Below are 17,840 nucleotides of genomic sequence, written 5' to 3'. Positions count from 1 at the left end.
AATATGGTGGATGGTTAAATTTGGTATATTTAATTTCTCATAATTGCAAATGCCATATAGGCAATGAATAATGCAACCAGTATGATTCCTTCTTTCTTGTCGTATTTTTCTTGGGTTTTACCGAATATGAAGCATAATATTGTAACCCCTACCATCAACAGCACATCTATGAGCATGCTTGAGTCAAGAGGTATTTGGCTTATTGCGCTACTTGCACCCAGTACGAACAAGATGTTGAAGATGTTTGAACCAACAACATTACCTATTACCAGCTGATTTTCACCTTTCCTTAAAGCGGTAATTGAGGTTACAAGTTCAGGTAAAGATGTACCTATTGCAACAATGGTTAAACCTACCAGTGTTTCACTCATTCCGAGAGCCATTGCTATAGATGAAGCGCTGTTAACAACCATGTCTCCACCAAGAATGATTCCTGCAAGACCGACAATAATGAATAGTATGCTTTTCGGAGTGGTCAGCTTAGGCTTTTCCACATAGTTGGTGGCACCGGACTTGCCAGCGCTGCGGATAAGGTAGAAAACGTAAGCCGCAAGAATGGCCAGTAGGATAATACCTTCAACAACGGAAATGTTCCATCCGATTACAATAAATGCAGTCAATAATAATGTGATTCCAACAAGGAAAGGCAAGTCCTTTTCAAGAACGCTCCTCTCCATTAAAAGGTCGCCGAGCAAGGCAGCTACACCGATAACCATCAGCATATTGAACAAGTTACTTCCAATAACGTTACTCACTGCCATTGCATTGCTTCCAGTCAATGATGAAGTAATGGAAACGGCAGCTTCGGGAGCGCTGGTTCCAAAGGCAACAATTGTCAAACCGACAATTATTGTAGGTATCTTTAAAATTGCCGCAATGCTACTTGCACCGTCCACGAAAAAGTCAGAACCCTTGATTAAAAATACAAAACCGGCAAGCAATAAAACAACTTGTATAATTATTCCAGCATCCATTTACTCTTCCTCTTCAATTTCTTCTTCAGGCCCCAAGTCAATGACAAGGACCTTGTCTATTTGATGCCCGTCGACATCAATGATTTCAAATATGAACCTGCCGCAATCGTACCTGTCTCCTTCATCAGGGATGGTTCCGCTTAAGCTGAGGATGAATCCTGCAAGGGTAGTGTAGCCGTCCTCTTCCTCATCAGGCAGATTCTCTTTAAGTTCAAATAATTCCTTGAACCTGTCAATAGGGTATCGTCCATCAATCAACCAGTTTCCATCCAATCTTTGGGTGGCTTTAGGCTCATCATCCTCATCGATGCCTGGAATGTCTCCAACAATACCCTCAAGCAAGTCGTTTAAAGTAATCAAACCTTCAACGCTACCGAATTCATCAACAACAAGGGACATGTGAACGTACTCCTGGTTTTCCTTGAATTCCTTCAAAAGCTCCAATGTTTCAAGATGTTCAGACACCACTAAAGGTTCCTTGACAATCTTGTGAACGTCAAACTCATCCTCAGTGAACATTGCGGACAGTATATCCTTTGCCTGCACAACGCCGATGAAATCATCAAGCTCTCCGCTGGCAATAGGGAAAATTGACCTTTTGCTTTCAATGATTTTGATCTTGTTAACGTCACGGTCATCCTCAAGGTCAATCCATATGATCTCGTTGCGGGGAGTCATTATGCTTTCAACTTTCTGGTCATCAAGCTTGAAAACCCTTTTGATGATGTCCTCTTCCTCTTGTTCAATGGTGCCGTCTTCCCTTCCTTCCTTAATCATCAACTCGATTTCCTCTTCGGTAACGATATCATCGGTTCTGCGGTCAATTCTCATGACCCATAAAAGGAAGCTGCTTGACTTTGCAAGGATGACACTTATCGGTCTTGATACTTTTGTAAGGATTAGCATTGATTTGGCGACTTTAAGGGAAACCCTTTCCGGGTCGTTCAATGCAATCACCTTCGGCACGATTTCCCCAATCACCAATGTCAGGTATGTGCTCAAAATAACAACTACGATAACACTTATTGCCTCGCTGTATGGTATGAATGATATTGCTGCAGCTAAAGGCTCGGATAATGTTGCTCCACCAAATGCACCAGTTAAAACCGCTGTAAGGGATATTCCAATTTGCACGGTGGACAAAAATTCATTAGGGTCTTCGCCCAATTCGGCAACAATCATTGCGTTTTTGTTTCCTTCATCGATATATTTCTGCAATTTTGATTTTCTGACAGACACCACTGCAAGCTCAGCCATCGACAGGTATCCGTTAATAATTATTAGAATTAAAATTATAATTATTTCTAGTGCCGTTCCAATCATTTTTAACAAACCATTAAAACCAATTATAAGTCACTGGCCTTCATGAAGCCAGTGTTCTTGTATATCTTGTCCTGCATTTCCTGCACTGCAAGGGAGGCTTGCTCTCTTGTTTCCACTTTCTGGAAAATGCGTCTTGATTTCACTTTCAAGGTTTTTCCGCACACGCACTTTCGTGTGGCCACTCCCTCCTTGGCATATAATGCCCTTCCACAGTCGCATCGAAATATTAGATACATGATATTTTATCCATTTAAAATTAATCGTAATAATAATATTTTTAATATATTATATAAAGCTATTCTATCCTCCGAAGAGTTTCATGAATAATGGTATGAACACCCTTGACGGCAATATCACCAGGGTCGCTATGCTGACTCCCAGGTTGGTTCCAATCACCACAAGCAGTATCCTGAAAATGTTGTTTTGCCATAAGTCACGAAAACTTTCAATATGGGCAAGGTTCTTAATGTCGCTTTGCCTAACTTTCCTGAACTTCGCTTCGCACAATCCTGAAAACCATCCTGCAGCAAGCAATGGGTGAATGATGGTCAACGGTGCAACCAATCCTCCGACAATGGCGGATATCAGTTTTGAGCCGGACAGTATTGAACCTATGAATCCCATTATCATGCTTATTGCAATGAATTCATAAATGTTCCAGGTGATGTTTATCCCGCTAAAATAAGCCAGAAAAAATATCACAACAAAAAGTACCGGAATCAGTCCCAGAAATATTTTGGCCCAAGGGATTCCCTTTTTCTCGTTAATGACTTCCAAATCACGAAGATTAGGCAGGGTCTCCGGATTGTTCAGGTATTTTTTAATTCCCGGCTTGTGGCCTGCTCCGACAACAGCAATGACATGGTCCTGAGGTATCTGCATGATCCTACCTGCAAGATAAGCGTCCCTTTCGTGAACCAATACTTCATGGACGCTTGGAGCCTCATCCTTGAACATTTCCATCAGGTCATCAAGGTTTTCCGGATTCTTCAGTTCCTCAACATCAATTTCCTCCTCATCGCCGAATCCGAACACTGAGGCGATGAGTCCGAACATGAATTTTGCCTTTTCAATGAATCCCATCTTGTTCAATGCCCTCTGCAATGTGGTGCTTATGTCACGGTCAATCAAGGCTATCGGTATTCCCAGATCCTCGCTTGCCTCTATGGCGCCGATCATCTCTGAACCTGGTGCCACGTCAAGGTCTGCCCCGATTTTTGACTGGAAATAGCTCAGCAGTGTGGTTGTGAGGAAGAGTCCCACCTTGTTGTCTTTAATAATTTGGGTAACTGATATTGTATCATCTTCTTCGATACCCATCATCTGTTTTTTTAATTTAATGTATCGGCCCCTGTCAAGCTCAATTGCAACCACGTCCGGGTGCTGTTCGTAAATGGCGTCTTTCACTTCATTCACACTTTCCTCGGATACGTGGGCAGTGCCGATTATGGTCAAACATTCTCTTTTCAAAAAAAACACTTCTTTATAAATAGATTATATTATATATTATAAATCGATTTAAATATATAAAGTTAATTCATTATCATCATATATTGCAACATTCTCTGTAATGTTTTTTCGACAGCAAAATTCAACATCCTCTCCATATCCAAGTTCAGCCAACCTTATGCCGGTTCTTGAATTGATGAATGCCTCTTTTAGACTATCATAATCACGACTTGCCATGATGGCTGATTTGGCATATTCGCTCAGCTGATAGTCGTCTAGATTTTGGCAAATCCAGTATAATATCTCGCCGGATGCCAGGAAATCCTCAATTGCAAATTTTCCCTTGACCCCAGCCATCACAACGTCAATATGATTGCTTGCCAGTTGAATGCTTTTAAGGCCGGCCGCCTCGGCATTTATCATTGACCCGACAAGAACCTTGGAGCTCATGTTCTCAAGTATTCTTGTTCCGTTGCTGCTTGTAAAAATGAGAGTGTCATCATCACCTTCAAGCTTGGAAATGCCGACAGGAGTGTTGCCGATATCAAATCCCTCGATTTTCGCTCCCATGCGCTCCCCTGCAAGAATTCCGCCGCATTCACTTTTCAGTTTCAATGCCTCCTCGGGGGTGAAGCAGGGGATGACCCTCTTGAAATTGTCCAGAGCCACCGTTATCGTTGAACTCGCCCTCAGGGCATCAACCATTATGGAAACGTCGCTGCTTATTGTTTGCTCAAAACTCAATGTCACCTTCATGAAGTAATGTATATTAAAGTAATATATAATAATATTACTTATGAAAATAGTCACAACACCAATGTGCGAGGAAATAGTGAAGCTTGCCGGAATAGAGGATTATGCCGTTAATAAATTTCCCGATAAGGAGGATGGGGACTTTGCGATTCTTCTTTCTGAAAGTAAGGTGGAAATGGATTGTCTAGCCATTAAAATCAACACTCCCTCACAGATTTTTGAAAGCATTAGGGAAGTTTCCAAACTCACAGGCCATGAACTGGATGATGATGAAATAGCAGGGTTTTTCGAGGATTATGGGATTTTAAAAAAATACCTGAATTCAGATTTCAAGCGACAAATCAATGTTAAGGTGTACTCTGAATTTCTAAAGGACATCGTTCGGGACATGGGATTCAATATAGTCTCCAGTAACTTTGACCATGTCATTTACCCGGATTACCTGAAAGACAGGGTTGAAGAAACAGAAAACCTGGTTGAAATAGCCTCACACAACAGCATTTCCAAAAACCCCTTTGAAAAGGCGGAATTGCGCTATGGCATTTTAGAAAATTTAATATAATATAGCAATTAAAAATTATAATATTATACAATTGCATTTTTCGAGAGTTGTTAAGATGTATGAAACATTAATATTTACTGGTGGAGTTCACAAGAGTGAAGAGATAAGAGAATTGATCGAAGACTTGGGAGGATTCATTCTTCAGGACAGCGTTCAGCAGATGGAACTGGTCCTTAACATGGCTGTTCCATTAGAGGACGTTGATAAAATCGAAAGGAAATCCAAGGAACTTTTGGGAAAAATATCCGTTGCTCCAATGGCAGGTTCCGAGATCGCCATTGTTTCACCGACACTCGCAAGACACCACTTGCCGCACGCAGCATGTGACATATCCGAGTACCTTCGTGAATTCGGTGCAAAGGACAACATGATTGGTCTTGCCCGTGGGGATGGAAAAGGAACCTCCGGCATCACAGAGGAGGAAAAGGCATTGATTGAAGAGCATGACATTGCCATTTTTGCATTGGGCAGCTTTGAAAATTGCATAAAAGAAAAATCCTTCCTTTATGATGATATAGACGTGCCAGTAATCGTGACAGGGGCTCCTGAAATCGACGTTGAGGAACTCCCGGGCGCCGACGCATACGTTGGGGGTCTTGGAAGAATCCCAAGAAGGCTCAGGAGAGGGCCTGACATACGTGCATTGGACAAGCTAGTGGAAACCATCGAGCAAATATTGAATGACAAGAAACGTGAAATGACTCTTGACGCGCCGTTGGTGCCATCCATTGTTGTTAAAAATGCAATTGAAAATCAGGTTAGGGAAATAGAGGATGTCATTTCCCCGACACCGGTAACATCACAACTCGATGGGGTTCGCGTAAAGCTGAATTATGATGAATATGCGGACACTATTGGCGATGTGGTTATTGACGGTAAGAAATTATCAGAAATAGCTGAAATTAAAAAGTCCAAAATGTATGACTACATCTTGGTTAAAATCAATACTGAGAGTTCTCTTGTTGAGGATTCTTAAAAATATTTCTTTTTTTTTAAATCAATCTCATTCCGAAGAAGTTGATGGCATCCACAAGGTCATTGAATTCTTCTAACTCTCTTTCTATGACATTCTCATCTGTCATGTCAATGCTTAGTTCACCGTCAACGCTTAACGTATCGGGGCCACGGCCAACCAGCCTGTCAGTGCCGTCTGCACTTAAGATCCTTTCGGCGTCAAGCTGATGCACGAATGCCCTTCCAGGCAATATCACGGCATCCTTTATCTCGCTCAAATCAAGCTTTTCCAAATCCTCCTTGGTGATTAGGCATGCGATTTCCTTTTCAACGCCAACAACATTGACATTGTTCTCGGCATCTATCTTGTCAAAGATTTTGGTGATGAACGGTTCGGCTATTTTTGATGTTATGATTGTTGCCTCTCCGGTTATCGGTTTTATGAATTGCAGGAACACTTCATTCTCGTCCTTTGCTATTGCAAATGGTCCTCCTGTTTCAGGGTCGCATAATGGTGTTCCGCTGACTCTGAACTTGTATTCTGAATTTATTTGGCGAACAAGCTCTGCGAAATCCTCAATCGGCTGGGATTCGATTCCCTTGATGATCGGCTCGTTGCCGAGTATCAGGCCCTCGTTGAAGGTGTTTGCAAACCTCATGAGTAGCATTCCCTTTGCGCCCCATTCCTCAAGGTCGTTGCATGTTTGCCTTAAAACGTCCCCGTCATTCACTCCTGGGATGATTACTGCGGCTCCGGTCAGGTCGATGCTTTCGCTGAATATCCTGCATGCATCCAATGCCTCCTGAGGGTTCGGGTCCTTGACCCATTCCCTTCGAAGCTGAGGGTCTGATGAGAAAATGGTGAATGAGACTTCCTTGACTCCATTGTCGATCAGTCTTGAAGCTGTGGATGAGTCGGTTATTCCCTTTCCGCAAGTGTATCCTAGGACAGATGGTATTGAGAATTGGTTCAGGTTTGCGGTCAGGGTTTCCAGGTGGGGGTAGCAGCTTATGTCTCCGCCTCCGCTGATGTATGCGCTTATCTCTCCCCGGTTCATGTTCATCATGAGGGCGCTTTGAACCTCATTCATAACCTCGAATGGTGATTTGAATGCGCCTTGGGTTTCTGAAACTCCCTTGCTGCATCTTTCACATCCGATCTTGTTGGGCAGACAGTGTGCACAGCCAAAACTTTTTACTTCCTTCACCTTCCTGAAGTAACAGTACTTGCAAAAACCGTTACAATCCTTTCCAGGTATTCCTCCTACATCAGCTACAAGTTGCATAATAATTATTATATATTTTCATTTTATTTATAAATTCGACTATCTTTTTTTGAAATTTTTCGAGTATTATTTTTAGTATTATTTATTACTTGAAACCTTAAAAGTAATAATTTGTTATTTTTCTTTATTTTCATTAAAACCAATCATCAGTTGAGTAAAATATTTTTAATTTCTGATTTTATTTTCAATTCAATTAAAATTAGATTTTATGGATTATTTCTAAAAAACATCTCGTTTAATCAATAATAAAAAGTATTACTTTTGGAGTGTTTTTTCTTAAATTCAAAATGTTTTATTATACTTTATAAACTTTTCTAAAATATTTCATAGGTAATCTTTATATTATATCTTTTATAAAATAAAATTTGTATACCATATGGCTGGCTATTGCAAAAACTTGCTTTGTAGCTAAAACTCAATTTGGTAAAAAAGTTTACCATTGAGAGTGGTATATTAGTTAAACTCTATTTATTTAGGAGGGAAAAAATGGCAAAGTTTGATGATAAAATCGATTTATTCGATGATAGAGGCAATGAAATTGCATCTGACGTACCAATCGAAGCTATAAGTCCACTCAGAAACCCTGCAATTCAAAGCATCGTAAAAGGTGTTAAAAGAACTGTTGCAGTAAACTTAGAAGGACTCGAAAAATCTGTTAAAACCGCATCTGTTGGTGGAGACAAATCTAGGATCTTAGGTAGAGAATTAGATCTCGCTATTGTAGATAACGCAGAAGCAATCGCAGACAAAATGAAAGGAATTATCCAAATTTCCGAAGGTGACGATACTAAAGTAGAACCAATTTCCGGAGGAAAAAGGTTATTAGTACAAGTACCAACCAAAAGAATTGATGTTGCTGCTGAATACTCTGTAGCTCCATTATCTACTGCTTCCGCATTAGTACAATCTGTTATCGACGTATGTGATGTTGACATTTATGATGCAAACTTCGTAAAAGCTGCAGTATTAGGTAGATACCCACAATCTGTAGATTACAAAGGTTCAAACATTGCAACTATGTTAGACATTCCACAAAAACTCGAAGGTGCAGGATACGGTTTAAGAAACGTTAAAGCAAACGACTTCGCTGCTGCTACCTTGAAAAACACTTTCCAAGCAACCGCATTAGCTGCTATTTTCGAACAAACTGCTATGTTTGAAATGGCTGACGCTTTAGGTTCATTCGAAAGATTACACTTATTAGGTTTAGCTTACCAAGGTTTAAACGCTGATAACTTAGTATATGACTTAGTTAAAGAAAATGCTGACGGAACTGTTGGTAGTGTAGTACACGCAACCATTGCTCGTGCAGAAGCTGACGGTATTATTGCTCCTGGTGAACAATTAACCGATTTCGCTATCTACAACACTGACGACGCAGCTAAATGGAACGCATACGTTGCTGCTGGTGCTGTAGCTGCTACTATGGTTAACGTAGGTGCTGCTCGTGCTGCTCAAGGTATTCCATCTACTTTATTATACTTCAACGACAACCTTGAATTCGCTACTGGTTTACCTGGTCTCGACTATGGTAGAGCAGAAGGTGTAGCTGTAGGATTCTCCTTCTTCAGTCACTCCATCTACGGTGGTGGAGGTCCTGGTTTATTCAACGGTAACCACGTTGTAACCAGACACAGTAAAGGATTCTGTATTCCTTGTGTAGCTGCTGCTATGTCATTAGATGCAGGAACACAACTCTTTTCACCAGAAGCAACTTCTGGTTTAATTAAAGAAGTATACAGTCAAATTGACGAATTCAGAGAACCTATTAAAGCAGTTGCTATTGCAGCTGATGAAATTAAAGGTGACATCTAATTACTTTGATTAAATCTAATTTGAAGGTCTTATAATGGATATTGAAATATTTCCCCACAGGATTCTTGGAAGTGACACCACAGAAAGTTTATTAAATGACCTGGAATCACTCGAAGACGTTAAAAGAACAGTAATTCATGGCCCTAGATTTCCAAAAGGTGAGGCAACTCTACCTGCCAAATACCAGGAACGTAGAGTTATCAATATCAATGGGGAGGACGTTGTTTTACAAGTGAAAACCGCAAGGATTTTCCTTGAGATATCAATGGAATCAACAATTGATGACGTTGAGGAAATCTGCAAAAAACACATACCATATGGTTTTGATATCAATCAAGACAGGTCAAACTATATCAGAAAACAGAAAACCGTTACTGATAGGATCAAGTATGGTGATAAAGAGTTGCCAGATGAATTAGTGGGAATGACAGATCAATATTCAACATTTGAAGATCATGTGAAAATAATTAAAAAGGATGACTAGAATGATAGGACGTTGCACTCACGTGGTAGATTGTAGGGAAGCAAGCGGTATGGGTAAAGGCGGAAGCCTTGCTCAAAGAGGCACATTCGCCGAATGTGGTACTGACGTATGTGCAGTAGCTATGTCCCCAGGACGTAGGCACATTACAAAACCGGTTTGTGAAATCACATTCGGATTGCGTGAAGCTAATGTTTTAACAAGTACTATGGTTTTAAATGCTGGTGCTGGTGTTCCTCATGATTCTCCAGCTTCAGGTGGAACATTGTTCGGGCTTACCGACAAGGAAGTCGAACAGATGAAAAACTTCAAGTTGCTTGTAGTCCACCTTGGAGGTGTTGCAAATCATATTACTTACAAAGCAAGATTAATACTTAGGAACGTCAACAAACACTGTATAATTATTTGCGAATCACCAGTAGACTGTGAGGATTTCGCTAAAATAGGCGTCAAAACTTCAAAGGTCATGCCTGATGAGGGCAATATTAAAACTGCAGGAACTATCGATGATATTGTTACAGGGGTTATCCGTGGTGAAACAATTTCACAGGAAAAATTAGATGAAATAATTAGAAAAGTTAAGTTAGCATTAGGAGATGCATAATTATGGTACAAATTTATCCAGGTACTTCTCAGGTTGCTCAAAACAGAAGAAACTTTACTAACCCTGAACACGAGTTAGAAAAGCTAAGAGAAATTTCTGATGAAGACGTAGTAAAAATATTAGGCCACAAAGCTCCAGGTGAAGAATACAAATCAGTTCACCCACCATTAGATGAAATGGACGAGCCAGATGACAGTGTAAGAGAATTAGTAGCACCAATCGACGGTGCAAAAGCAGGAGACAGGATCAGATACATCCAATTCGTAGACTCCATGTACTTCGCTCCAGCTCAACCTTTCTTAAGAGCTAGATCTTACTTATCCAGATTCAGAGGAATCGATACCGGTACATTATCCGGAAGACAAGTAGTTGAAGCAAGAGAAAGAGACTTAGAAAAACTCTCAAAAACACTCTTAGAAACCGAATACTTCGATACCGCAAGAACCGGTATCAGAGGTGCAGGTGTACACGGTCACTCATTAAGATTAGATGAAAACGGTTTAATGTTCGATATGCTCAGAAGACAAGTATTCAACAAAGAAACCGGTAAAGTCGAAATGGTAAAAGACCAAGTTGGTAGGGAATTAGACGAACCTGTAGTCTTAGGTGAACCATTAGACGAAGAAACTTTAAGAGCAAAAACCACTATTTACAGAATAGATGGTGAAGCATACAAAGACGATGTAGAAGCTGTAAAAGTATGTCAAAGAATACACGTTTCCAGATCCTTTGGTGCATTCAATCCAGTAACAGGATGGTAGATTAATATGGCTGATAAAAAATTCTTAGATGCAATGAAAAAGAAATTCAGTGAAGACCCAACTGAAAAAAGAACCCAATTCTATAACATGGGTGGTTGGACTCAATCTGAAAAGAAAACTGCATTTGTAAATGAAGGTAAAGAAATCGCTAAGAAAAGGGGAATCCCAATGTACAACCCAGACATTGGTACTCCTTTAGGTCAAAGAGCATTAATGTCTTACCAATTATCTACTACCGATACTTTTGTAGAAGGTGACGATTTACACTATGTTAACAACGCAGCTATCCAACAAGCTTGGGACGACATTAGAAGAACTGTAATCGTAGGGTTAAACACTGCTCACAACGTTCTCGAAAAAAGGTTAGGTATTGAAGTAACTCCTGAAACAATTACTCACTACTTAGAAACTGTAAACCACGCTATGCCTGGTGCAGCAGTAGTTCAAGAACACATGGTAGAAACCGACCCATTAATCGTACAAGATTCTTACGTAAAAGTTTTCACTGGTGACGACGAATTAGCAGACGAAATTGACTCTGCATTCGTATTAGACATCAACAAAGAGTTCCCTGAAGAACAAGCTGAAGCTTTAAAAGCTGAAGTTGGCGGAGCTATTTGGCAAGCTGTAAGGATTCCATCCATCGTAGGAAGAGTCTGTGACGGTGGTAACACCTCCAGATGGTCTGCTATGCAAATTGGTATGTCCATGATTTCTGCATACAACCAATGTGCTGGTGAAGGAGCTACTGGTGACTTTGCTTACGCATCCAAACACGCAGAAGTTATCCACATGGGTACTTACTTACCTGTAAGAAGAGCAAGAGCAGAAAACGAACTTGGTGGAGTTCCATTCGGATTCATGGCAGATATCTGTCAAGGTTCCAGAGCTTACCCTGACGACCCTGTAAGAGCAACATTAGAAGTAGTAGCTTTAGGTGCTGCTTTATACGACCAAATCTGGTTAGGTTCTTACATGTCTGGTGGTGTAGGATTCACCCAATATGCTACCGCAGCATACACCGATAACGTATTAGACGACTTCACCTACTACGGTAAAGACTACGTCGAAGACAAATACGGTGGATTAACTGAAGCACCTAACAACATGGACACTGTTCTTGATGTAGGTACTGAAGTTGCATTCTACGCATTAGAACAATACGAAGAATACCCAGCTTTACTTGAAACTCACTTCGGTGGATCTCAAAGAGCTTCCGTTGTTTCCGCAGCTGCTGGTTGTTCCACTGCATTCGCTACCGGTAATGCACAAACTGGTTTAAGCGCATGGTACTTATCCATGTACTTACACAAAGAACAACACTCCAGACTCGGATTCTACGGTTTCGATTTACAAGACCAATGTGGTGCTGCTAACGTATTCTCCATCAGAAACGATGAAGGTTTACCACTCGAAATGAGAGGACCTAACTACCCTAACTACGCAATGAACGTAGGACACCAAGGTGAATACGCTGGTATCGCACAAGCTCCTCACGCAGCTCGTGGAGACGCTTGGGCTTTCAACCCATTAGTTAAAATCGCATTTGCTGATAAGAACTTATGCTTCGACTTCAGTAAAGTACGTGAAGAATTTGCTAAAGGTGCATTAAGAGAGTTCGAACCTGCAGGTGAAAGAACTGCTATCACCCCAGCAAAATAGATAGATTTAAACACGTGGATAGGTGATATTTTTCACCTATCTATACTTTTATAAATTCAAGTTTACTTGAAAAAATCCAAAACATTTATATTACTAGAACATAAAATATTATATATTAAAAGATAAAATCTTGAGATAATTCAAGTACAAATGATTTTTGTATGGAACAAGAATCAATTCATTTCACGTTTATTAAATGATCAATTTAATAAAAAATATGGAGGAAAAAAATTATGGACCCTGTAACATTAGGTGTAGTTGCATTAATGGGTGCAGTTGCAACCATCGGAGGGGCTGCAGAGGACTTAGAATCTGACATCGGTTCTCAAAGTAACCCAAACTCCCAGGTTCAACTTGCTCCACAAATGGGACATTTACACCGTATGATAAACAAGGCGGCTTCTGGTGAACCAGTCGCTTATGGTGTTTGGTGTGGTGTAGCTGGTGCTATTGCATACTTAGTTATGTCATTAGGTATGATGCCTCTCATAGCTATTGCAATGGGTGCTTGTGTCGCTGCTTTTGTTCACGCTATTTATACTGTTACATCCCACATGGGAAGGATTGTTGGACAATCCCAATTTGAACAACCATTATTTATGGATGTATTAACTCAATCTTTAGGACCTATCGTAGGTCACGGATTTATAACTAGTTTTTGTATAGTTGGAATTTCTTACTTAATGACCATTCCATTGAATGGTACCCCATTACACGTATTCCCATTACCGCTCTTAGCAATGCTCTGGGGTATTGCTTTAGGTGCTATCGGATCTTCAACCGGGGACGTTCACTATGGTTCAGAAAGTGAGTATCAAAAATTCGAATTTGGTGGAGGTACTCCTGTAGCTATTCAAGGGGATATCGTTACTAAAGCTCCATTAGGTGCTAAAAACTCAATGGATGTAGTAAACTTCTGTGCTAAATTCGGTGGACCATTAACTGGTTTCTGTTTCGGTCTCGTTGTATTCTTTAGTTTCTGGAATACAGTAGTATTTGGAGTATATGGTGGTATTATTGTAGGTATTATAATTGTTATCTTATTAATCATCATGGATAACTATTTAGAAGTATTTGCAAGAAACAAATATGGACCATATGAGGAAGAATAAGGAGGTTTCGATTATGGATCCAATTACTTTAATTTTATTCATCGCAATAGGCGGTATTATGATTGGTGCAGGTGTGCACTTTATTCCTGTAGGAGGAGCTCCTGCAGCAATGTCAACAGCTACTGGTGTAGGTACTGGTACTGCTATGTTAGCTGCTGGTGCAGGTTTAACAGGTCTTATTACTGCTGCAACTATGACAGGTGAACCATTCTATATAATCGGAATTGGTGGTGCTATAGGTGCTATGATCATGATGGGTATTACCATGCTCATTGCAAACTTAATCTACATCTTCGGTGTAGGTATTGTTCCTGCTGCATCTAAAGTGCCTGTAGACTGGATTACCAAACGTAACCAAGAAGCTTATAAAACTCCTGGTACCGAAGGTCACGGTGTACCAGTAACTTCATTTGTAAGTGGTCTTATTGGAGGACTCCTTGGTGGTTTCGGTGGTGGATTAGTCTACTACGGAATTAACACTGCTGTTAATGAAAGTACCTTTGTAACCGATCCTGCTATCAGTATTGGTTTAGCTGCTATTTTAGGTGTAGGTGTGTTCTTTATTAACTCTGTAATTGCTTCTTATAACATCGGTGGTACCATTGAAGGTATGCACGATCCAAAATTCAAAAGAATTGGTACTGGAGCTCTTGCATGTGCTATCGCATCTATCGTTGTCGGAATATTTTGTGTTATTTTAACTGGAGGTTTCTAAATGTCTGCTGGTGGAAGTGCTGACGGTGCAGCTGCAGGTGCAGTAAGCTCAACTATGTTATTAGCTTTAGGTATCGTCGGAGGATTACTTTGTATATATGTATCCGGATTTTTAGGAGATGTTGTTGGCCCAGTTATTGCTGGTATCGGTGCAGTATTAGCTATCATTTGGGGAGCAGATGCTATCCGTAGAGTAGCTAGTTACGGTTTAGGTACTGGTGTACCATCTATAGGATATATGTCACTTTCCGTAGGTGTAATTTCCGCATTAGCTGGTCTCAGTTTAGCAACCAAATTAAACATTCATATGTTAGGACCAATTGCAGGTTTTGTCGTTGCTGTAATTATCGGAGCAATCATTGCTATCGTAGCAACTAAAATTGTAGGTATGAAAATCCCTATCATGCTCCAATGTACTATCGAAATTGCAGGTGCAGCTACCTTATCCATCTTAGGATTTGCTGTTGCTATTGCAGGTAGTTACGACATGATGGTAGTATACGAACACGTTGTTGCAACTGGTTTTATTGCTGTATTATTTATTATGTGTACTATGGCTATTCAACACCCATTCAACGCATGTTTAGGACCAAACGAAGACCAATTAAGAACTCTCAAATGTGCAGCATCTACTGCATTCTTATCAATGACTCTTGTAGGTCTCATGTCTGTCACTACTGGTGGACTCGGTTGGTTTGTTGTATTCATCGTTGGTTTAATTGGATGGATTGTATCATTCAGAGCATTTGTATTAGCTTCATGTAATGATGCTGCTTCAACCAAATGGGCTGGATTATGGCCTAAAGTAGAACAATAGATTAGGAGGAATTGAATATGGCTCAAATGTTACCTATGGTACAAATTGTACCTGAAATGAATTTCGCATATGACCCTGTAACAGGGGTTATCGGATCATCTTTAGGTTCAGGAGTTGTTCTCCTAACTATGGATGAAGTAGAAGAACAAGTAGCAAAAGTTGAATTAGCTGCTGATGAATTAATGGCTTCATTAGACCCATACACAAGCCCTGTTGGTTCTTATCCTGGTAGGGAAGGATCCTACGTTACTGCAGGATTATTAACTAACATGGTATATGGTTTCTTATTAGCAACATTCATTATATTTGCTGCATTACCAATCTTACAAGTATTGGGGGTATTATAGATGGCTGACAAAAAAGCTCCTGCAGATGGCTGGCCGGTTATCAGTGGGGATTACATTGTAGGTGATCCTGAAAGCCCTGTTGCAGTTACTACTTTAGCTTCTCACATTGAAGCTGAACTTTCTGGAGCAGCTATTGCAGGCCCATGTAAAACAGAAAACTTAGGAATCGAAAAAGTTGTCGCAAACATCATTTCAAACCCTAATATTCGTTTCTTAATATTAGCTGGTGCTGAAGTGCAAGGTCACATTACCGGTCAAAGTTTTAAAGCTTTACACGAAAATGGTGCTGACCCTGACAAAAAGAAAATCATTGGCGCAACTGGTGCTATTCCTTTCGTAGAAAATGTTCCACTCGACGGTGTTGAAAGATTCCAACAACAATTAGAAATTGTAGATTTAATTGATACTGAAGATATCGGAGCTATTCAATCTAAAATCAATGAATGTGTAGAAAAAGATCCAGGTGCTTTTGAAGAAGAAGCTATGGTTATTTCTGTTGATGATGATGACGGCGAAGAAGAAGAAGGAGAAGCAATGAAAGTTGTTTCTGCTGAAACTGGTCTTATCGAAGCAAGAATTAGGGATATAAACACTAAAATCGATATGGTCGGAGCTGTCCAAAGAAATATGGCTGGTAATTATTCCGGTAAAGTACAAGGTATAATGATCGGTTTAGCTTTTACTTTAATCATTGGAGTTTTATTCTTAATGTTCTAAGGGGGTAATAATTATGGTACAAATTTCAAACAAACCAAATGTTAATAGTATGAAAACTGCAGCAGACGATGCTGAATACAGTTCAAAGCTCCTTGCAAGAGAAGGTAAACTTTTTGCAGGTTTACTTGCAACAAGATTTAAAGGATTTGCTTATGGTGCTTGCATTGCAGTGCTTTTAATCGTAATTATTCCTTTTATTGCAAAAGCATTAGGATTCTAAGAGGTGTTATTTATGAGTGAAGAATCAGTACCTCAAGTAATGGTTTCCTCAGATGATTTCAACAGCATGATGGCTAAATTAGATGATGCAGAAGAAAAAGTTGATTTCACTGTAGGGGAATACTATCAACGTTTAGGCCAACAAACTGGTAGAGATGTTGGTATTTTATATGGTATTATACTTGGATTAATGATATTAATTGTAGCTATAAAATTCGGTGTAACTACAATGCTATCTACCTTATTATAGAGGAGGATTATACTTATGTTAAGATTTGACAAAGAACAACTCGTCGTAGATATTGCTGGAGTAAAAATGGGAGGACAACCTGGTGAATACCCAACCGTTTTAGCAGGAACTATCTTTTACGGCGGTCACAACATTATTAGTGATGAAAAAGAAGGTATCTTTGATAAAGATGCTGCTGAAGAAAGAATTAAAACAATGGAAGAAATGTCTGACGTAACCGGAAACCCATGTGTTGTACAAACTTTCGGTGCTACTCCAGAAGCTATGGTAAAATACTTAGAATTTGTAGGAGACATCTGTGACAAACCTTTCCTTATCGACTCAACTGCAGCTGCTGCAAAAATTGCAGGTGTAGAATACGTACAAGATGTCGGATTATGTGAAAGAGCTGTTTACAACTCCATAAGTATGGCTGCAGAACCTGCAGAAATCGAAGCTGTTAAAAACTCAGACATCGACGCATCCATTCTCTTAGGTTTCAACCCAATGACTCCTGGTGTAGAAGGAAAAATCGAAATTTGGGAAACTGGTGGATCTGTAATTGATCAAGGTATTCTCGAAATGGCAGACGAATGTGGTATTACCAAACCTTGGATGGACGTAGCAGTTACTCCATTAGGTCAAGGTGCAGGACCTGCTGTAAGGACTTCTTACGCAGTAAAAGCTAAATGGGGATACCCTGTAGGATCTGGTATTCACAACGTTCCATCCGCATGGGACTGGTTAAGAGGATACAAAAAAGAACACAAAGAAGCATGGCCTGTTTGTGACATAGGTTCCAACATTGTTCAACAAATGGCTGGAGGAGACTTCGTTCTCTTTGGACCTATCGAAAACGCAAAACTTGCTTTCCCTGCATGTGGTATGGCTGATATCATGATTGCTGAAGCAGCAAAAGATATCGGTACCGAACCTGTAGAAGACCACCCAATTAACAAATTATTATAAACAAGAAGGGTCCCGATTAGATGATTAATTTCATCTAATCTTTTTTTTTAAATTTTTTTCACTGCTTTTTTTTCAAGAATTTTTTAATAAAA

At 39.9% G+C, this 17,840-nt stretch carries 21 protein-coding genes; 15 read left to right on the top strand and 6 right to left on the bottom strand.

The window, feature by feature from the left end:
* Window positions 1-29: 29 nt before the first annotated feature.
* The 5 genes from QZU77_RS00740 to comB all read right to left on the bottom strand — a co-directional run bounded on the left by QZU77_RS00740 (window position 30) and on the right by comB (window position 4,502).
* Window positions 30-974, bottom strand: coding sequence for a calcium/sodium antiporter (locus tag QZU77_RS00740; RefSeq protein WP_295598528.1), 945 nt, complete (start codon window positions 972-974; stop codon window positions 30-32).
* Window positions 975-2,297, bottom strand: a complete 1,323-nt coding sequence (locus QZU77_RS00735) for a hemolysin family protein (RefSeq protein ID WP_295598525.1) — start codon at window positions 2,295-2,297, stop codon at window positions 975-977.
* 23 nt (window positions 2,298-2,320) lie between these two features.
* Window positions 2,321-2,533 carry a DUF1922 domain-containing protein gene (locus tag QZU77_RS00730; protein WP_295598523.1) on the bottom strand — a complete coding sequence of 71 codons (213 nt, stop codon included), beginning with the start codon at window positions 2,531-2,533 and terminating at the stop codon, window positions 2,321-2,323.
* A 64-nt stretch (window positions 2,534-2,597) separates the two neighbouring features.
* Window positions 2,598-3,776, bottom strand: a complete 1,179-nt coding sequence (locus QZU77_RS00725; protein WP_295598520.1) for a TraB/GumN family protein — start codon at window positions 3,774-3,776, stop codon at window positions 2,598-2,600.
* 39 nt (window positions 3,777-3,815) lie between these two features.
* Window positions 3,816-4,502 (bottom strand): 2-phosphosulfolactate phosphatase, encoded by a 687-nt coding sequence (gene comB, locus QZU77_RS00720; protein ID WP_295598517.1) that lies wholly within the window; start codon window positions 4,500-4,502, stop codon window positions 3,816-3,818.
* Window positions 4,503-4,542: 40 nt separating this feature from the next.
* Here comB and QZU77_RS00715 point away from each other — a divergent pair, with 40 nt between their 5' ends.
* Both QZU77_RS00715 and QZU77_RS00710 read left to right on the top strand, forming a co-directional pair.
* A complete protein-coding gene (locus QZU77_RS00715) occupies window positions 4,543-5,061 on the top strand; it encodes a hypothetical protein (protein ID WP_295598514.1) in 519 nt (172 codons plus the stop codon).
* Between the two features lie 55 nt (window positions 5,062-5,116).
* Window positions 5,117-6,037 carry a methanogenesis marker 7 protein gene (locus QZU77_RS00710; RefSeq protein ID WP_295598511.1) on the top strand — a complete coding sequence of 307 codons (921 nt, stop codon included), beginning with the start codon at window positions 5,117-5,119 and terminating at the stop codon, window positions 6,035-6,037.
* A gap of 16 nt (window positions 6,038-6,053) precedes the next feature.
* Here the strand turns inward: QZU77_RS00710 and mmp10 are convergent, their stop codons facing one another.
* Window positions 6,054-7,301 carry a methyl coenzyme M reductase-arginine methyltransferase Mmp10 gene (mmp10, locus tag QZU77_RS00705; RefSeq protein WP_295598508.1) on the bottom strand — a complete coding sequence of 416 codons (1,248 nt, stop codon included), beginning with the start codon at window positions 7,299-7,301 and terminating at the stop codon, window positions 6,054-6,056.
* 486 nt (window positions 7,302-7,787) lie between these two features.
* Here mmp10 and mcrB point away from each other — a divergent pair, with 486 nt between their 5' ends.
* From mcrB to mtrH, 13 genes are all read left to right on the top strand, one after another.
* Window positions 7,788-9,116 carry a coenzyme-B sulfoethylthiotransferase subunit beta gene (mcrB, locus tag QZU77_RS00700; protein WP_295598505.1) on the top strand — a complete coding sequence of 443 codons (1,329 nt, stop codon included), beginning with the start codon at window positions 7,788-7,790 and terminating at the stop codon, window positions 9,114-9,116.
* 34 nt (window positions 9,117-9,150) lie between these two features.
* On the top strand, window positions 9,151-9,600 hold the full coding sequence (gene mcrD / locus QZU77_RS00695; RefSeq protein WP_295598502.1) for a methyl-coenzyme M reductase operon protein D: 450 nt from the start codon (window positions 9,151-9,153) through the stop codon (window positions 9,598-9,600).
* Between the two features lies 1 nt (window position 9,601).
* Window positions 9,602-10,201, top strand: a complete 600-nt coding sequence (mcrC, locus tag QZU77_RS00690) for a methyl-coenzyme M reductase I operon protein C (protein WP_394350515.1) — start codon at window positions 9,602-9,604, stop codon at window positions 10,199-10,201.
* Window positions 10,202-10,203: 2 nt separating this feature from the next.
* Window positions 10,204-10,962: a coenzyme-B sulfoethylthiotransferase subunit gamma gene (mcrG, locus tag QZU77_RS00685; RefSeq protein WP_295598495.1), complete on the top strand. Its 759-nt coding sequence runs from the start codon at window positions 10,204-10,206 to the stop codon at window positions 10,960-10,962.
* A gap of 6 nt (window positions 10,963-10,968) precedes the next feature.
* Window positions 10,969-12,624: a coenzyme-B sulfoethylthiotransferase subunit alpha gene (gene mcrA / locus QZU77_RS00680; RefSeq protein ID WP_295598492.1), complete on the top strand. Its 1,656-nt coding sequence runs from the start codon at window positions 10,969-10,971 to the stop codon at window positions 12,622-12,624.
* A gap of 233 nt (window positions 12,625-12,857) precedes the next feature.
* Window positions 12,858-13,736, top strand: a complete 879-nt coding sequence (gene mtrE, locus QZU77_RS00675; protein WP_295598489.1) for a tetrahydromethanopterin S-methyltransferase subunit E — start codon at window positions 12,858-12,860, stop codon at window positions 13,734-13,736.
* Window positions 13,737-13,749: 13 nt separating this feature from the next.
* Window positions 13,750-14,451 carry a tetrahydromethanopterin S-methyltransferase subunit D gene (gene mtrD, locus QZU77_RS00670; RefSeq protein ID WP_295598486.1) on the top strand — a complete coding sequence of 234 codons (702 nt, stop codon included), beginning with the start codon at window positions 13,750-13,752 and terminating at the stop codon, window positions 14,449-14,451.
* Window positions 14,452-15,267 carry a tetrahydromethanopterin S-methyltransferase subunit MtrC gene (gene mtrC / locus QZU77_RS00665; protein WP_295598483.1) on the top strand — a complete coding sequence of 272 codons (816 nt, stop codon included), beginning with the start codon at window positions 14,452-14,454 and terminating at the stop codon, window positions 15,265-15,267. It abuts the gene before it with no gap.
* Between the two features lie 17 nt (window positions 15,268-15,284).
* Window positions 15,285-15,614, top strand: a complete 330-nt coding sequence (locus QZU77_RS00660) for a tetrahydromethanopterin S-methyltransferase subunit B (RefSeq protein WP_295598480.1) — start codon at window positions 15,285-15,287, stop codon at window positions 15,612-15,614.
* Window positions 15,615-16,331 carry a tetrahydromethanopterin S-methyltransferase subunit A gene (gene mtrA, locus QZU77_RS00655; RefSeq protein ID WP_295598476.1) on the top strand — a complete coding sequence of 239 codons (717 nt, stop codon included), beginning with the start codon at window positions 15,615-15,617 and terminating at the stop codon, window positions 16,329-16,331. It begins immediately after the preceding gene.
* A gap of 13 nt (window positions 16,332-16,344) precedes the next feature.
* Complete coding sequence (locus QZU77_RS00650; RefSeq protein ID WP_295598473.1) at window positions 16,345-16,551, top strand: tetrahydromethanopterin S-methyltransferase subunit F; 207 nt, start codon at window positions 16,345-16,347, stop codon at window positions 16,549-16,551.
* 12 nt (window positions 16,552-16,563) lie between these two features.
* A complete protein-coding gene (gene mtrG, locus QZU77_RS00645; protein WP_295598470.1) occupies window positions 16,564-16,800 on the top strand; it encodes a tetrahydromethanopterin S-methyltransferase subunit MtrG in 237 nt (78 codons plus the stop codon).
* A 15-nt stretch (window positions 16,801-16,815) separates the two neighbouring features.
* Window positions 16,816-17,748 (top strand): tetrahydromethanopterin S-methyltransferase subunit H, encoded by a 933-nt coding sequence (gene mtrH / locus QZU77_RS00640; RefSeq protein ID WP_295598467.1) that lies wholly within the window; start codon window positions 16,816-16,818, stop codon window positions 17,746-17,748.
* Window positions 17,749-17,840: the final 92 nt, after the last annotated feature.

Source organism: uncultured Methanobrevibacter sp. (assembly GCF_902774605.1).
GTDB lineage: Archaea > Methanobacteriota > Methanobacteria > Methanobacteriales > Methanobacteriaceae > Methanocatella.
The sequence above is the reverse complement of the archived record's forward strand: the minus strand, read 5'-3'. Positions and strand labels throughout refer to the sequence as shown.

Excerpts from the sequence above, each read along its gene's own strand:
- QZU77_RS00740 (WP_295598528.1), bottom strand. The coding sequence starts at position 974 with ATGGATGCTGGAATAATTATACAAGTTGTTTTATTGCTTGCCGGTTTT.
- QZU77_RS00735 (WP_295598525.1), bottom strand. The coding sequence starts at position 2,297 with ATGATTGGAACGGCACTAGAAATAATTATAATTTTAATTCTAATAATT.
- QZU77_RS00730 (WP_295598523.1), bottom strand. The coding sequence starts at position 2,533 with ATGTATCTAATATTTCGATGCGACTGTGGAAGGGCATTATATGCCAAG.
- comB (WP_295598517.1), bottom strand. The coding sequence starts at position 4,502 with ATGAAGGTGACATTGAGTTTTGAGCAAACAATAAGCAGCGACGTTTCC.
- QZU77_RS00715 (WP_295598514.1), top strand. The coding sequence starts at position 4,543 with ATGAAAATAGTCACAACACCAATGTGCGAGGAAATAGTGAAGCTTGCC.
- QZU77_RS00710 (WP_295598511.1), top strand. The coding sequence starts at position 5,117 with ATGTATGAAACATTAATATTTACTGGTGGAGTTCACAAGAGTGAAGAG.
- mmp10 (WP_295598508.1), bottom strand. The coding sequence starts at position 7,301 with ATGCAACTTGTAGCTGATGTAGGAGGAATACCTGGAAAGGATTGTAAC.
- mcrB (WP_295598505.1), top strand. The coding sequence starts at position 7,788 with ATGGCAAAGTTTGATGATAAAATCGATTTATTCGATGATAGAGGCAAT.
- mcrD (WP_295598502.1), top strand. The coding sequence starts at position 9,151 with ATGGATATTGAAATATTTCCCCACAGGATTCTTGGAAGTGACACCACA.
- mcrC (WP_394350515.1), top strand. The coding sequence starts at position 9,602 with ATGATAGGACGTTGCACTCACGTGGTAGATTGTAGGGAAGCAAGCGGT.
- mcrG (WP_295598495.1), top strand. The coding sequence starts at position 10,204 with ATGGTACAAATTTATCCAGGTACTTCTCAGGTTGCTCAAAACAGAAGA.
- mcrA (WP_295598492.1), top strand. The coding sequence starts at position 10,969 with ATGGCTGATAAAAAATTCTTAGATGCAATGAAAAAGAAATTCAGTGAA.
- mtrE (WP_295598489.1), top strand. The coding sequence starts at position 12,858 with ATGGACCCTGTAACATTAGGTGTAGTTGCATTAATGGGTGCAGTTGCA.
- mtrD (WP_295598486.1), top strand. The coding sequence starts at position 13,750 with ATGGATCCAATTACTTTAATTTTATTCATCGCAATAGGCGGTATTATG.
- mtrC (WP_295598483.1), top strand. The coding sequence starts at position 14,452 with ATGTCTGCTGGTGGAAGTGCTGACGGTGCAGCTGCAGGTGCAGTAAGC.
- QZU77_RS00660 (WP_295598480.1), top strand. The coding sequence starts at position 15,285 with ATGGCTCAAATGTTACCTATGGTACAAATTGTACCTGAAATGAATTTC.
- mtrA (WP_295598476.1), top strand. The coding sequence starts at position 15,615 with ATGGCTGACAAAAAAGCTCCTGCAGATGGCTGGCCGGTTATCAGTGGG.
- QZU77_RS00650 (WP_295598473.1), top strand. The coding sequence starts at position 16,345 with ATGGTACAAATTTCAAACAAACCAAATGTTAATAGTATGAAAACTGCA.
- mtrG (WP_295598470.1), top strand. The coding sequence starts at position 16,564 with ATGAGTGAAGAATCAGTACCTCAAGTAATGGTTTCCTCAGATGATTTC.
- mtrH (WP_295598467.1), top strand. The coding sequence starts at position 16,816 with ATGTTAAGATTTGACAAAGAACAACTCGTCGTAGATATTGCTGGAGTA.